Raw genomic sequence first — 14,580 nt, 5'->3', positions numbered from 1 at the left:
CCCCCGTCCGGATCACTTCCGGGCGGGGGCGCCGCCGTATTGTCTAGACACCACCGGTCGCCCCGGCAGCCGACAGCACCGGTTCGCCCCGAAGGAGCCCCTCATGACCCCGCCCGTCGTCCACTCGCTGCGCGAACAGATCCGCGAGCACATCGTGGACGGGATCGTCAGCGGGCGATGGAAACCGGGCGAGCGGATCGTGGAGCGCCGGATCGCCACCGAGCTGGAGGTCAGCCAGACACCCGTGCGCGAGGCGCTGCGGGAGCTGGAGACGCTCCGGCTGATCGAGTCGGCCCCCAACAAGGGCGTACGGGTCCGCAATCTCACCGCGGCCGATCTGGAGGAGAGCTATCCGGTACGGGCCGGTCTGGAGCAGATCGCGGCCGAGCTGGCGGCTCCGGTCCTCGGCGAGGACTGCTCGCGCCTCGCGCCGCATGTGACGGCGCTCTACGAGGCGGACCGGCTGGCCGACGGTGAGGCGCAGGTGCGGCACACCGTGGGGTTCCACCGCGAGATGGTGCGGGCCGCCGGGAACGCCGTGCTGCTGCACACCTGGGAGGGGCTGGGCATCGAGGTGTTCACCGCCCTGTCCATCCGGTGGCTGGGCACGGTCCAGAAGTCGTACGCGGAGGAGCACGAGGCGCTCATCGAGGCGTTCCTGCGAAAGGACCCGGACATCGGCGTGCTGGTCAAGGCGCATGTGCTCGGGTGCGCACCGCGCGCCTGAGAGGCGTGCGCATCTGTCGTAAAGGGCGCTCACCTGTGCAGGCGAGCGCCCCTTTTATACGTTAAATCCCGTCACTCCGTGCCCCGTTTCACGGCACCGAATGCCAATTTCTTCATATCGAGAAGTTTTGCCCTTCGCCCTTTGATCGATCATCGATCGGCGACTTACAGTTCACTCCGCGGGCCCACCGGCCCCATCGCCCTGTCCTGCCAGTCAGGGCCTTTCTCCACCCCCCTCCACTCCGGAAGGCGGCGATCATGACCGACCCCGTAGGAAAGCTTCCGAGCGAGCTCGACCAGCTCCCGGACCGTGACCCCGAGGAGACCGCCGAATGGGCGGCCTCCCTGGATGCCGTCACCAAGGCCGCGGGCCCGCACCGCGCCGCGTACCTGATGCGCCGCTCGCTCCAGCACGCCGAGGGCGCCGGTCTCGCGCTGCCCAAGCTGCTGGAGACCGATTACGTCAACTCCATCCCGACCGCCGCCGAGCCCGCGTTCGACGGCGACCTGGAGATGGAGTCCAAGATCACCGCCTGGAACCGCTGGAACGCGGCCGCGATGGTCACCCGCGGCGCCCGGTACGGCGTCGGCGGCCACATCGCCACCTTCGCCTCGGCCGCCTGGCTGTACGAGACCGGCTTCAACCACTTCTTCCGCGGCAAGGAGGGGGACGGCTCCGGCGACCAGCTCTACATCCAGGGCCACGCCTCCCCCGGCATCTACGCCCGCGCCTTCCTCGACGGCCGGCTCAGCGAGCAGCAGCTCGACAACTTCCGCCAGGAGGCGGGCGGCGACGGTCTGCCGTCCTACCCGCACCCGCGGCGGCTGCCCTGGCTGTGGGAGTTCCCCACCGTGTCGATGGGCCTCGGCCCGCTCTCGGCCATCTACCAGGCCCGCTTCAACCGCTACCTGGCCAACCGCAACATCAAGGACACGTCGAACTCGCACGTCTGGGCCTTCCTCGGCGACGGCGAGATGGACGAGCCCGAGGCGACCGCCGCCCTCGCCCTCGCGGCCCGTGAGCGGCTCGACAACCTGACCTTCGTCATCAACTGCAACCTGCAGCGCCTCGACGGTCCGGTCCGCGCCAACTTCCGCGTGGTCCAGGAGCTGGAGGGCGCGTTCCGCGGCGCCGGCTGGAACGTCGTCAAGACGCTCTGGGGCAGCGCCTGGGACGAGCTGTTCCGGCTGGACACCACCGGTGCGCTGGTCCGTCGGCTCCGGGAGGTCCCGGACGCGCAGTTCCAGACGTACGCCACCCGCGACGTCGCGTACATCCGTGAGCACTTCTTCGGCGCCGACCCCGCGCTCGCCGAGCTGGCGAAGCTGTTCAGCGACGCGAAGATCGGCGAGTGCTTCTACACCTCCCGCGGTGGCCACGAGGCCCGCAAGGTCTACGCGGCCTACCGCGCGGCTCTTGAGCACAAGGGCGCGCCGACCGTGATCCTCGCTCAGACGGTGAAGGGCTTCACGCTCGGCAAGGGCTTCGAGTCCAAGAACGCCAACCACCAGATGAAGAAGCTGTCCGTCGACGAGTTCAAGGACATGCGCGAGCTGCTCGGACTCCCGATCCCCGACAGTGCCTTCGTGGACGGGCTGGTTCCCTACGGCCACCCCGGCGCCGACTCCCCCGAGGTCCGCTACCTCCAGGAGCGCCGTGCGGCCCTGGGCGGTCCCGCGCCGGCCCGCCGGGTGCACGCGGTGGCTCTGCCGCAGCCGGAGGAGCGGGCGTTCGCCACGCTCAAGAAGGGGTCCGGCAAGCAGGAGATGGCCACCACCATGGCGTTCGTGCGCCTGGTCAAGGACCTGATGCGGGACAAGGAGACCGGTAGGCGCTGGGTGCCGATCGTCCCGGACGAGGCCCGTACCTTCGGTATGGAGTCGCTGTTCCCCTCGGCCGGTATCTACTCCCCGCTGGGCCAGACGTACGAGCCGGTCGACCGCGACCAGCTGATGTACTACAAGGAGGCCAAGGACGGCCAGATCCTCAACGAGGGGATCACCGAGGCCGGGGCCATGGCCGACTTCATCGCCGCGTCGACGTCGTACGCGACGCACGGCGAGACGATGATCCCCTTCTACATCTTCTACTCGATGTTCGGCTGGCAGCGGACCGGCGACCAGATGTGGCAGCTCGCCGACCAGCTCGGCAAGGGCTTCATCGTCGGCGCCACGGCCGGCCGGACGACGCTGACCGGCGAGGGCCTCCAGCACGCGGACGGCCATTCGCACCTGATCGCGTCCACGAACCCGGCCTCGCTCAACTACGACCCGGCGTTCGCGTACGAGATCGCGGTGATCGTCAAGGACGGTCTGCGCCGGATGTACGGCCCCGAGGCCGAGAACGTCTTCTACTACCTGACGGTCTACAACGAGCCGAAGCCTCAGCCCGCGATGCCGGAAGGCGTCGAGGAGGGCATCGTCAAGGGCCTCTACCGCTTCAAGGAGGGCACGCCCGCGACGGCGGACGCGCCGCGCGTCCAGCTGCTCGCCTCCGGTACGGCGATCCACTGGGCCCTGGAGGCCCAGGAGCTGCTGTCCGCCGACTGGGGTGTGACGGCCGACGTCTGGTCCGCCACCTCGTGGGGCGAGCTGCGCCGTGAGGCGCTGGAGTGCGACGAGGCGCTGCTCCGCGGTGAGCAGCGGGTGCCGTACGTGACCCAGGCGCTGGAAGGCGCACCCGGCCCGGTCCTCGCGGTCAGCGACTGGATGCGGCAGGTTCCGGACCAGATCAGCCAGTGGGTGGAGCAGGACTGGTCCTCGCTCGGCACGGACGGCTTCGGGCTCTCCGACACCCGTGACGCGGCCCGCCGCCACTTCGGTGTCGACGCCCAGTCGGTCACGGTCGCGGCCCTGGCCCAGCTGGCCCGCCGCGGCGAGGTGACCGCGTCCGCGGTCAAGGAGGCCCGGGAGCGGTACGGGCTCTGACGCGTGAAGGCGGCCGGGTACGCCCGGCCGCCGCCTCGCCCACAACCGGGCGGGGGCACTGTCCTCGATCGCGGGGCGGGCTCGGAAATCAGGCCCGCCCGGCGATCGAGGACATCTCTTGAGCCCGGCCGGCGATCGAGGCCACCCCGGGCCTGCGGGCCGGGGCCCGCACACCGCGGCCACAATGGCCGCATGCGTGCTGCCCGTCTCATCAAAATGGTGCTGCTCCTGCAGTCCCGCCCAGCAATGACCGCCGCCGAGCTCGCCCAGGAGCTCGAGGTCTCCGAACGGACCGTCACCCGGGACGCACAGGCACTCTCCGAAGCGGGCGTCCCGGTGTACGCGGACCGGGGCCGGGCCGGGGGCTACCGGCTGGTCGGCGGGTACCGCACGCGCCTCACCGGACTCGCCCGTAACGAGGCCGAGGCACTCTTCCTCTCCGGGCTGCCGTCCGCCCTGCGCGAGATGGGCCTGGACGACGCCGCGTCCGCCGCCAGGCTCAAGGTGTCGGCGGCCCTGCTGCCGTCCCTGCGCGACGCCTCGGACAGCGCCGCCCAGCGCTTCCACCTGGACGCTCCCGGCTGGTACCAGGAGCCGGTCACCCCCGAACTGCTGCCCGCCGTCGCGGAGGCGGTCTGGGACGACCGGATCGTCCACGCCCGCTACCGCCGCAGCGGCCGGGACGGCGAGGTGGAGCGGGAGCTGGCCCCGTACGGACTCGTCCTGAAGGCCGGGGTCTGGTACCTCTGCGCCCGCGTGGCGGACGACTTCCGGGTGTACCGGATCGACCGGTTCTCGGCCGTCGCGGTGTCGGACGAACGGTTCGAACGCGACGAGCAGTTCGATCTTCCGGGCTTCTGGGACGAGCGGGCCGCCCAGTTCGCCCGCTCGCTCCTGCGTACCGAGGTGACGGTACGGGTGACGGAGGAGGGTGTACGCCGACTGCCGTATGCCATGGACCGTTCGGCGGTCCGCGATGCGCTGGAAGCGGCCGGCCCGCCCGACGCAGAGGAACGGCTCACCGTCACCCTGCCGGTCGAGTCCCTCGATGTCGCGTTCAGCCAACTGATGACCCTGGGGCCGGAGTTGGAGATCCTCGAACCGGCCGCTCTGCGGGCGCGTTTCACCGCTGCCGCCGTACGCCTGCGCGACCTCTATCGCTGAAGGCTTCTTTTCGCCGCGTCCGCGTGCGTCGCCCGCCGTCAAGGCCGATGCTTGTCCCGTGATGGACGAGACGGAGTTCTGGGAGATCATCGACAGCACTCGCGAGGCCGCCGGGGGCGACCCCGAGGACCAGGCCGATCTGCTCGTCGAACGGCTGGTGCGGCTCGATCCCGAAGCCGTGCTGGATTTCGCCAGGCACTTCGAGGCCCGTTACAACCGCGCCTACCGCTGGGAGCTGTGGGGCGCCGCCGCCGTACTGCTCGGCGGCGCGAGCGACGACGCCTTCGACTTCTTCCGCTGCTGGCTGATCGGGCAGGGCCGGGAGATCTTCGAGGGCGCTCTGCACGATCCGGACAGCCTCGCCGCTCTCCTCGACGACTTCGACGAGGAGATCGACGGGGACGCCGAGGATCTCGGCTATGCCGCCGACGAGGCGTACGAGCAGCTCACCGGCGTGGTCACCCCGGACCTCGGGCTGCCGCCCCAGGCCTCCGAGCCGGAGGGCACCCCCGTCAGTTTCGAGGACGACGCGGCGCTGGCCGAACGCTTCCCCCTGCTCTGGGAGCGGTTCGGGGCCGGCTGAACGCGCCCGGGGCCCTGCCGCCGCCCGTCAGAAGTGGGTTCCGCCGTCGATCCGGATCTCCGTACCCGTGATGAACGCCCCGTCCTGCGATCCGAGCATCGCGACGACGCCTGCGACGGTGTCCGGGCTGGCGAAGCCCTCCCCGAGCGCCGGAGACAGCTTCATGAAGAGCGACATGTCGGCATCGGCGGGCAGCCCCGGGCCGTTGCCGCTGGTCATGTCGGAGGAGATCGAGCCGGGCGCGACAGCGACGACCCGCAGCCCCTGCTTGCTGTACTCGCTCGCCAGCGCGTGCGTCATCGACTGGACGCCGCCCTTGCTCGCCGCGTACGCCGACATGTAGGGGTGCGCGAAGCTCGCCGAGGTGGAGGAGAAGTTCACGACGACCGGCTTGTCGCCCGCCAGCAGGGCCGGTATCGCCTCACGGATCATCAGGAACGTCCCCGTGAGGTTGACCGCGAGGATCTTGTTGAAGAATTCCAGCGACGTCTTGTGGGTGTGCTCGGAACGCAGAATGCCGGCCGCGTTGACCAGTACGTCGAGCCCCCCGAGGGTGGCCACGGCGGAGGCGACGCCCGCCTGGACGGCCGCCTCGTCCGAGATGTCGAGGACGAGGGTGGTGAGGCGGTCGGCGGTGCCGTCCGCCACGGCTGTCGCGTACGTGGCCTTCAGCCCGGCCTCGTTGACATCGGCCGCGACGACGCGGCCGCCCTCGGCGAGGACACGGTGGACGGTGGCCTGGCCGATGCCGGAGCCACCACCGGTGATGAGTGCGCGGCGGCCTTCGTAGCGGTTCATGTCTGTTCTCTCCCTATCCCGGTGACTGCTGTCCCGAAGCTGTCTCGATACTTCCTCGATCGATGTCCACCGTACGCCTAAGTGGCACGTTTTGCCATAACGTCATTTCATGCACACCTCTCCCCGGCCGGGGTAATCTCCTGGGAATGAGCACCGAGCCGAGTCAGCCGTCCCTCACCGAACGCCGTAAGGCCGCAACCCAGCTGGACATCGCGCGCGCCGCCGCCGCGCTCTTCGCCGAGCGCGGGCCCGAAGGCACCACGGCGGAGGACATCGCCCATCGGGCGGGCGTGGCGCTGCGTACCTTCTACCGGTACTTCCGCTCCAAGCAGGACGCGGTGGGCCCACTGCTCTCCGGCGGCGCCGAGCGCTGGCGGGCGCTGCTGGAGGCGGCCGAGCCGGGGGATGCGCTCGCCGGGGTGCTGGAGCAGGCGGTCACCGAGGCGCTCCGGGTGCCGGGCGCGGACGCCGCCGAACAGCTCGGCTGGACGCGCGGGCTGCTGCGGGCGGCGGTGGCGGACCCGGCGTTGCGTGCCGTCTGGTACCGGGTCAATCAGGATTCGGAGGAACGGCTGCTGCCGGTGCTGACCCGGCTGGCGGGCGACGGGGCGGACCCGCTGGAGGTCCGGCTCGCCGCAGCCGCCGCCACGGACGCGGTACGCGTCGCGCTGGAAGCCTGGGCGGAGACGGACGCGCCGACGAGCGGGCCCGGCTCACCTTCCGATCTGGCGGTGCGCTGCCTCCATGAACTCATGGGTGGCATGCGACTGTTCAAGGGCCGAGCGGAAAACAAGGCGTGACGACGCCGGCGAGCGGCCCGTCATCACGTCGTCGGCGTAACGTCCGCCCAGAAAGAACTCGCCGGGCAGCACACCCTCGACGCCGAACCCCTCCGACTCCTGCGACGCCCGCGCGGGTGCGTCGTGCCCGAGCCCCCGCAGCGTCATCCGGTTCGCCCCGTCACTCCGCGCCGCCGCGAACGTGCAGGGTGATGGGCAGAACCGCGCAGTCGAGCTCACGGCGGACCCCGTCGAACCGGTCGCGCCGGTCCTGTTCCGGCTGACGCGGGCCCACGTACCCCCGGCTGTTGTGCGCGTGCTTGTCGGACATCACGGGCGGCAGGTCGTCGACGTACCGGTTGCCGCCGCCATCACCGCGGCGGACAGCGAGGCGGCGGCGGTCTGCACGCTGCGGCATGTGCGCCACTACCGGGATGTCGCCCTGCAACTGCTGTTCGAGTGATTCGGGCGTGATGAGTGATACGGGCGAGGCGCCCCCTGCGCCGCTGCGGCAGGATGGGGCCATGGTGTACTCCCGTATCGCTGTCACCGGATCCACCGGACTCATCGGAGCCGCGCTGGTGCGCTCGCTGCGGGCCGACGGGCACGAGGTCGTGCGCCTGGTCCGGCACCCGGCGCGCGCCGGGGACGAGGTCGAGTGGGACCCGAAGAGGGGTTACGTCGACGGAGCGGGCCTGGTCGGCTGCGACGCCGTCGTCCATCTCGCCGGCGCCGGGGTCGGCGACCACCGCTGGACGGAGGAGTACAAGCGGGAGATCCGGGACAGCCGGGTGCTGGGCACAGCGGCGATCGCCGAGGCGGTGGCCTCCCTCGGCGTACCGCCGAAGGTGCTGCTGTGCGGGTCGGCCATCGGCTACTACGGCGACACCGGGGACCGCGCGGTCGACGAGAGCGCGCCGCACGGCACGGGCTTCCTGCCGTCCGTCTGCGTGGACTGGGAGGCTGCCGCGGCCCCGGCGGCAGCGGCAGGTATCCGGACGGTGTACGCGCGCACGGGTCTGGTCGTCGCCCGGGAGGGCGGGGCCTGGGGGCGCCTGTTCCCACTGTTCCGGGCGGGGCTCGGCGGGCGGCTCGGCAACGGGCGCCAGTACTGGAGCTTCATCGCGCTGCACGACCACATCGCGGCCCTGCGGCACCTCCTCGACACGCAGTCGCTGTCCGGACCGGTGAACCTGACCGGCCCCGACCCCGTGACCAACGGCGAGGTGACAGCCGCAATGGGGCGCGTGCTGCACCGTCCGACGCTGTTCTCCGTCCCGGCGCCCGCGCTCCGGATCGCCCTCGGGGACTTCGCGAAGGACGTGCTGGGCAGCCAACGGGTGCTGCCCGCACGGCTGCTGGACTCGGGGTTCACCTTCGCCTTCCCCGGCATCGACGGCGCCATTCGCGCGGCGCTGCGCTGACCACGAACGGTCGAATTCACACGGATGTGCGACCCCGTGCAACGGTGCCCCGGGCCGCGCGCGACTGTGCCCGAACCGGCCCCCCTCCTAGCCTCGTGGCGAACTCGGGCATTCCGGGGGCCTGTTGGGGGCAAGAGCCTCCCAGCAGTTGCGCCGACTCGGGGAGGGGCACGTGCTCAGCACGGCACACCACGCGGACGTCGTCATCATCGGTGCCGGGATCGCCGGCCTGTCAGCAGCCCATCAATTGACCAGTGCAGGGGTCAGCGTCAGCGTTCTGGAGGCCGGCCCACGCGTCGGCGGCCGGATGACCACCGAAGAGGTGGACGGGTTCCGGCTCGACCACGTCGGCCCGCTCCTCAACACCTCGTACCCGGAACTGCGCACCGCGCCCGGCCTCGAAGGGCTCCTGCTGAGGAACTTCGCACCGGGGGTCCTCGTCCACAGCGAGGGCCGCCAGTACCGGACCGGCGACGTACGGCACACACGGAGCGCACGGGGCGCACTCAAGGCAGCACGCGCCCTGGCGAGCGCCCCCCGCCCGCCGATGGGCGGGCCGATCGACCAGGCCCGGCTCGGCGCCGCCCTGGCCCGGCTCGCCACCACCCCGGCGTCCCGCATCCTGGCCCGGCCGGAACAGACCGCGCTCGCCGCCCTGTCCAGCCGCGGCCTGCCGTCCCGTACGGTCAACGGCTTTCTGCGCCCGCTGCTCACGGCGCTGCTCAGCGACCCCGGGCTCACCGCATCGAGCCGCTGCGCCGATCTCGCCCTGCGCGGCTACGCACGCGGCCGACTGTGCGTACCGTCCGGCGGCTCGGCCACGCTGCCCGAGCTGCTGGCGGCGGCCCTGCCGCCCGGCACCGTACGGACCGGCGTCCATGTCACCACCGCCGGCATCACCTCCGTACGCACCAAGGAACACGGTGAACTGGGCTGCCGTTCCCTGTTGCTGGCCACCGGCGCGAGCGCCGCGGCCGAGCTGCTCCCCGGTCTGCGGGTGCCGCCCTTCCATCCGGTGACGGTCCTGCACCACACCGCCCCCGCTCCCCCGCCGACCGGCGCCTCACTGCTGCTGGACGCCGACCGCTCGGGCCCGGTCGCGCACACCTGCGTGATGAGCGAGGTCGACCCCTCGCGCGCCCCGCACGGCCGGACCCTGATCACATCGACGGTGCTCGGCACCCCGCCGCCCGACCTCGACCGGTCGGTCCGCGCCCACCTCGCCTCGCTGTACGGCACCCCCACGGACGACTGGGAGCTGCTGACCGCCCACCACGACCCGGAGGCGGTACCCGCCATGCCACCCCCGCACGATCTGCGCCGCCCGGTCCGGCTGCTCGCCGGGCTGTACGTGTGCGGCGACCACCGGGACACGAGCACGGTGCAGGGCGCCCTGCTCTCGGGCCGCCGCGCGGCGCACGCCATCCTCGGCGATCTGGGCGTCCGGCCCGGCCACCTGGAGGCGGAGCTGCGCGAAGCGGCCTGAGCCCGCCCGCGCACATCCTGCCCCGACAGGCCGATCTCAACCCCCAACACTCCTTACAGATCGGATCTCTCGTCCCACCTCCCGTTTCCGGGAGTGGTCCACACCACTCCCGCAAACACCCTTGTCGTGCAATACGTCTACCGCTACGGTCCTGGCGAAGCCGGACTTCAGGAGACCGTAGTGCGCCGAATCATGCCCATTCTGCCGCTCCTCACAGCTCTAGTCATCGGATCTATCTCTCCCGTCGCGGTGGCCAACGAGCCTCCGGACGAACCCGCGTCGAGCACAAGCGCCACAACGGCCGCTCCAGGGCCTCCCGTTGTCCCCGGACCGACCCGGTGGACCGGCCTCGGCGGCCACACACAGCTGTCGGCGAAGACCCGCATCCTGGTGGACCCCCGGTCCCGGTCCACGACCGCACTCCCCACCGGACGGGCCGAACTCCCGGGCCCCGCACGGCAGTCCGTGCAGGACCTGGCCAAGCAGTTGCGTACGGAGGTGGCCCAGGTCAGCGGGGTCACTCCGACCGTCAGCAGCGACATCCGGCACGCGCGGACCGGCGACATCGTGCTGACGCTCACCGAGCACGGGGCACTGGGCGCGGAGGGCTACCGGTTCGAGAGCACGGACACCGTCCACATCGAAGCCGCCTCCACCCACGGCCTGTTCTACGGGACGCGTACGCTCCTGCAGCTGCTGCGCACCGCCCCCGGTCACCTGACCGTGCCGAAGGCCCGCTCCACCGACCGTCCCGCCCAGCCGGTCCGGATGACCATGCTCGACGCGGGCCGCAAGTACTGGCAGCCGGAGTACCTGGAGAAGCTGGTCCGCCGGATGGCCGACCAGAAGCTCAACACCCTGTTCCTGCAGTTCTCCGACTCCGAGGGCTTCCGTCTCTTCAGCCCGGAGTTCCCCGGACTCGCGGACCCCGCGCACAGCTACGACCGCGCCGACATCGAGCGGCTGAAGCGCGTCGCCGCCCGCTATCACGTGCAGGTGATGCCCGGTATCGACGTGCCCGGACACGCGACCGTGATCACCGACGCCTTCGGAATCGGCTTCGGCGACGGCCCCGAACCGTGCACCCGGGCACACACCCACTCGCACCTCACACCGAACTGGATGGTCGACCTCACCAGCGAGAAGGCGGTCGCGACGACCCGCCGGATCGTGGACGAGTTCGCCGGCTGGTTCGACGCCCCGCTGTTCAGCATCGGCGCCGACGAGCTGCCCGGCCAGCTCGCCAACTGCCCCCGCGTCAAGAACCATCTCGCCGCCGATCCGGACACCAGCACCCTCGGTGACCTGCTGAACGGCTACATCAACACCCTCGACGACGTCGTCGCCGAGCACGGCAAGCGCACCGCGATCTACAACGGCTCCGAGCACCTCGCCGCACCCCAGCAGCAGGTCCACGCGCCCGTGGTGTTCCTGACCTGGGAGGGGACCGGCACCGAACCCGTCATCCCCGGCCACGACGAGATCGCCATCGGCCCGTTCTACGACACGCCGAACAACTATCACCACTTGTACCCCGACGAGCCGTGGATGTACGACTCCTGGGTGCCCAGCACCGCACCGGATCTCCTCGGATCCGGTCTGATGAACTGGGCCGACTACAACTTCTGGGCCGACGACGGCTACTTCGAGCAACAGATGGCCACCGCCCGCGCGATCATGGCGGACCGCTCCTGGAACGCCTCCGCCACCCCGGACACCGTGCAGGACTTCCGGACGCTGGTCGCCCGGCTCGGCGACCCGCCCGGCCTGCGGCCCGACCCGGTGACACCCCGGGTCGACGACGGCCGCCCGAGCCACCACTGGACCTTCGACCAGGCCTCCTACCCGAGCGGCTGGACGTGGGCCGGCAGCCCCGGCAACACGATCTTCGCCGAGGACACCGCGGGGAACCTGCCCGGCACCTCGTACATCATCGACAACCCCACTCCGGTCCCGGACGGGGTGAGCGGCCAGGCCTGGCGCTTCGACAGCGACCGCGACGGGGTGGGCTTCGGCGGCCTCGACCTGACCGAGCCGTGGACCGTCTCCGGCTGGGTCAGGACGACGGGCAGGACCAGTGACCAGGTGCTGCTCAGCTCGAAGGCCGGCGCGCTCAAACTCCAGCAGCGGGGCACCGGCAAGGTCGGCTTCACCGGCTACGGCGCGGCCGACCACAGCTTCGACTACACCCTGCCGCTGAACCAGTGGGTCCAGCTGACCTGGGTCACCGAGCCGGGCCGCACCACCCTGTACGCGAACGGCGAGCGCGTCGGCACCATCGACGCGTCCATTGCGCTCCCGCTGCGCTCGATCGGCACCGAGAAGGCCGGGCTGCGCGGAGATCTCGACGAAGTCACCACCTGGGACGAGGCGTTGAGCCCCGAACAGGTCCGGGCCGACTACGCGCACTACGACCGCTGACCCGAAGGGAACCCGCAGTGACCCGCACCCGTACCCGTACCCGTACCCGTACCAGACTCGTCGGAGCGACGGCTCTGGCGGCCCTCGCCGGCTTCCTGACCACCCCGGCCTCCGCCGCGCCCGAACCCCCGTCGAAGGACTACGAGCCGACGGTGGAGTCCCTCAACAGCCACCCGACGCCGACGTGGTTCAACGACGACAAGTTCGGCATCTTCATCCACTGGGGCGCCTATTCGGTGCCCGCCTGGGGCCCGCGCGGCAGCTACGCCGAGTGGTACTGGAACTACATGAACAGCAAGGGCAGCGCCACCAACACCCACCAGAAGGACACCTACGGCACGGCCGCGAACTACGACGACTTCATCGGCCGGTGGAAGGCCGAGAAGTACGACCCGGACGCCTGGGTGAAGCTGTTCAAGGATGCCGGTGCCAAATACTTCGTGCTGACCTCCAAGCACCATGAAGGCGTCGCACTGTTCGACAGCAAGGTCAGCGGCCGCGACACCGTAAACCTCGGCCCGAAGCGCGACCTGGCGGGCGACCTGTTCAAGGCGGCGCGCAAGGACACCGAGGGCGGGCAGCTGAAGGCGGGCTTCTACTACTCGCTGTACGAGTGGTACAACCCGTCGTACACCGGCAGCCCGGTCCGCAACCCGTACACCGGAGCCGAAGTCCCGTACACCGGAGCCCCGTCGGTCAAGGACTACGTCGGCGACTACATGGTCCCGCAACTGAACGAGCTGGTCGATCAGTACGATCCCGACATCATCTGGTGCGACGGGCAGTGGGACAGACCCGCGTCGTACTGGAAGACCGCGCCCGTCATCGCCGACTACTACAACCGCGCGAAGAACCGGGCGCACCCGAAGGAAGTCGCGGTCGCCAACCGCTGCAAGATCGAAACCGGTGCGCTGGACAGCAAGGAACTCGACTTCCAGACACCCGAGTACACGGTCAAGCCGGACATCGACCCGAACAAGTGGGAGGCGAGCCGGGGCATCGCGCACTCCTACGGCTACAACCAGAACGAGCCCGAGGAGGACCACCTCACCTCCGACCAGCTGATCGACTCGCTCACCGACATCGTCAGCAAGAACGGCAATCTGCTGCTCGACATCGGCCCGCGCGCCGACGGCACCATCCCCGAGATCCAGCAGCAGCGGCTGCTCGACATCGGGGCCTGGCTGAAGATCAACGGTGAGGCGATCTACGGGACGACCTACTGGCACCACGCCGAGGAGCCGTCCGGCGACGACAAGGTCCGCTACACGGTGAAGGACGGCACGCTGTACGCGACCGCTCTGGAGTGGCCCGGAGCCGAACTCACCCTCGGTGCCGACACGCCCGTCGCCGCCGGCTCCCGTATCACGCTGCTCGGTTCGGACGGCAGCGCACTGCCCTGGCACAAGGACGACGCGGGCCGCGTGATCGTCGAGACGCCGAAGGACGGGGCGTCGGCCACCAGGAGCACGAGCGCGTACGTCTTCAAGGTCACCACCCCTGGCGTGAACACCCTCGTCCGCACGAGGACCGAGCTGCCCAAGGAACTCAACCCCGGGCGCGCCGCCGACGGCACCCTGACCCTCACCAACACCGCCCGCACACGTGCATCCGGGACCGGGGTCGGGCTGTCCGGACCCGAGGGCTGGACCGTCACTCCGGCAGCCACCCGGGTGCACCCGCTGGCGCCGGGCGCGGACGCGAAGGTCCCGTTCACCGTGACGCCGCCCGCGTCCGCGGCTCCCGGTACGTACACACTGAACATCACCCTGCGCCACGGCCGTCTCACGACCACCACGGCGGTCAAGGTCACGGTGGCCCCGGAGAACCTCGCCCGGAACAAGCCGGCCACCCAGAAGAGCACCGCGTGGGACGCCCCTGCCTCCCGCGCCGTCGACGGGAACACCGACGGCTCCTTCGGGTCGGGCTCGGTGACCCACACCGCGGAGCCCTCGTCGCAGGCGTGGTGGCAGGTCGACCTGGGCGCCTCGAAGTCACTGTCCGCAGTCGACATCTGGAACCGCACCGACTGCTGCTCCGACCGGCTGAAGGACTTCTGGGTCCTGACCTCGGACACCCCGATCACGGCCGACGGACTCGATGAGGCACGGACCGCACCCGGTGTGGCGGCGGTGCATGTCACCGGCCAGGCCGGACGGCCGTCCACCGTGCAGCTCCCGGCGGGCACCTCCGGCAGGTACGTCCGCGTGCAGCTGACGTCCGGCACCAACCCGCTGTCGCTGGCGGAGGTCGAGGTGCGCGGGCACTGAG

The 14,580-nt window shown here is 70.7% G+C and carries 11 protein-coding genes and 1 pseudogene; 9 read left to right on the top strand and 3 right to left on the bottom strand.

Features of this window, described 5'->3' with window-relative positions; translation table 11 throughout:
* The first annotated feature begins 103 nt into the window (after positions 1 to 103).
* The 4 genes from IEZ15_RS16655 to IEZ15_RS16640 all read left to right on the top strand — a co-directional run bounded on the left by IEZ15_RS16655 (position 104) and on the right by IEZ15_RS16640 (position 5,401).
* On the top strand, positions 104 to 727 hold the full coding sequence (locus IEZ15_RS16655; RefSeq protein ID WP_093895367.1) for a GntR family transcriptional regulator: 624 nt from the start codon (positions 104 to 106) through the stop codon (positions 725 to 727).
* Positions 728 to 984: 257 nt separating this feature from the next.
* Positions 985 to 3,654: a pyruvate dehydrogenase (acetyl-transferring), homodimeric type gene (gene aceE / locus IEZ15_RS16650; RefSeq protein ID WP_114244154.1), complete on the top strand. Its 2,670-nt coding sequence runs from the start codon at positions 985 to 987 to the stop codon at positions 3,652 to 3,654.
* A 192-nt stretch (positions 3,655 to 3,846) separates the two neighbouring features.
* Positions 3,847 to 4,818, top strand: a complete 972-nt coding sequence (locus tag IEZ15_RS16645; RefSeq protein ID WP_189277630.1) for a helix-turn-helix transcriptional regulator — start codon at positions 3,847 to 3,849, stop codon at positions 4,816 to 4,818.
* 61 nt (positions 4,819 to 4,879) lie between these two features.
* A complete protein-coding gene (locus IEZ15_RS16640; RefSeq protein ID WP_189277774.1) occupies positions 4,880 to 5,401 on the top strand; it encodes a DUF4240 domain-containing protein in 522 nt (173 codons plus the stop codon).
* Positions 5,402 to 5,428: 27 nt separating this feature from the next.
* On the opposite strand, the gene IEZ15_RS16635 is transcribed toward IEZ15_RS16640, so the two are convergent.
* Positions 5,429 to 6,199, bottom strand: a complete 771-nt coding sequence (locus tag IEZ15_RS16635) for an SDR family NAD(P)-dependent oxidoreductase (RefSeq protein WP_114244157.1) — start codon at positions 6,197 to 6,199, stop codon at positions 5,429 to 5,431.
* 146 nt (positions 6,200 to 6,345) lie between these two features.
* Here IEZ15_RS16635 and IEZ15_RS16630 point away from each other — a divergent pair, with 146 nt between their 5' ends.
* The gene (locus IEZ15_RS16630; RefSeq protein ID WP_189277628.1) at positions 6,346 to 6,999 is read left to right on the top strand and encodes a TetR/AcrR family transcriptional regulator; all 654 of its coding nucleotides are present in this window, start codon (positions 6,346 to 6,348) and stop codon (positions 6,997 to 6,999) included.
* Between the two features lie 9 nt (positions 7,000 to 7,008).
* Here IEZ15_RS16630 and IEZ15_RS44690 read toward each other — a convergent pair.
* Both IEZ15_RS44690 and IEZ15_RS16625 read right to left on the bottom strand, forming a co-directional pair.
* A pseudogene (locus IEZ15_RS44690) lies at positions 7,009 to 7,176 on the bottom strand (GNAT family N-acetyltransferase); the annotation flags it as partial.
* A complete protein-coding gene (locus tag IEZ15_RS16625; RefSeq protein WP_189277626.1) occupies positions 7,160 to 7,504 on the bottom strand; it encodes a polysaccharide deacetylase family protein in 345 nt (114 codons plus the stop codon). The gene IEZ15_RS16625 and the pseudogene IEZ15_RS44690, both read right to left, overlap by 17 nt.
* On the opposite strand from IEZ15_RS16625, the gene IEZ15_RS16620 reads away from it, so the two are divergent.
* From IEZ15_RS16620 to IEZ15_RS16605, 4 genes are all read left to right on the top strand, one after another.
* Positions 7,503 to 8,402: a TIGR01777 family oxidoreductase gene (locus IEZ15_RS16620; protein ID WP_189277624.1), complete on the top strand. Its 900-nt coding sequence runs from the start codon at positions 7,503 to 7,505 to the stop codon at positions 8,400 to 8,402. The two genes, IEZ15_RS16625 and IEZ15_RS16620, sit on opposite strands and share 2 nt — an antisense overlap.
* A 172-nt stretch (positions 8,403 to 8,574) precedes the next feature.
* On the top strand, positions 8,575 to 9,888 hold the full coding sequence (locus IEZ15_RS16615) for an NAD(P)/FAD-dependent oxidoreductase (RefSeq protein WP_189277621.1): 1,314 nt from the start codon (positions 8,575 to 8,577) through the stop codon (positions 9,886 to 9,888).
* 192 nt (positions 9,889 to 10,080) lie between these two features.
* Entirely contained in the window at positions 10,081 to 12,309 is a 2,229-nt protein-coding gene (locus IEZ15_RS16610) for a family 20 glycosylhydrolase (protein WP_189277619.1), read from the top strand.
* Positions 12,310 to 12,326: 17 nt separating this feature from the next.
* The gene (locus IEZ15_RS16605) at positions 12,327 to 14,579 is read left to right on the top strand and encodes an alpha-L-fucosidase (RefSeq protein WP_189277617.1); all 2,253 of its coding nucleotides are present in this window, start codon (positions 12,327 to 12,329) and stop codon (positions 14,577 to 14,579) included.
* Position 14,580: the final 1 nt, after the last annotated feature.

The organism is Streptomyces atratus (genome assembly GCF_014648655.1).
Lineage (GTDB): Bacteria > Actinomycetota > Actinomycetes > Streptomycetales > Streptomycetaceae > Streptomyces > Streptomyces atratus.
The sequence above is the reverse complement of the archived record's forward strand: the minus strand, read 5'-3'. Positions and strand labels throughout refer to the sequence as shown.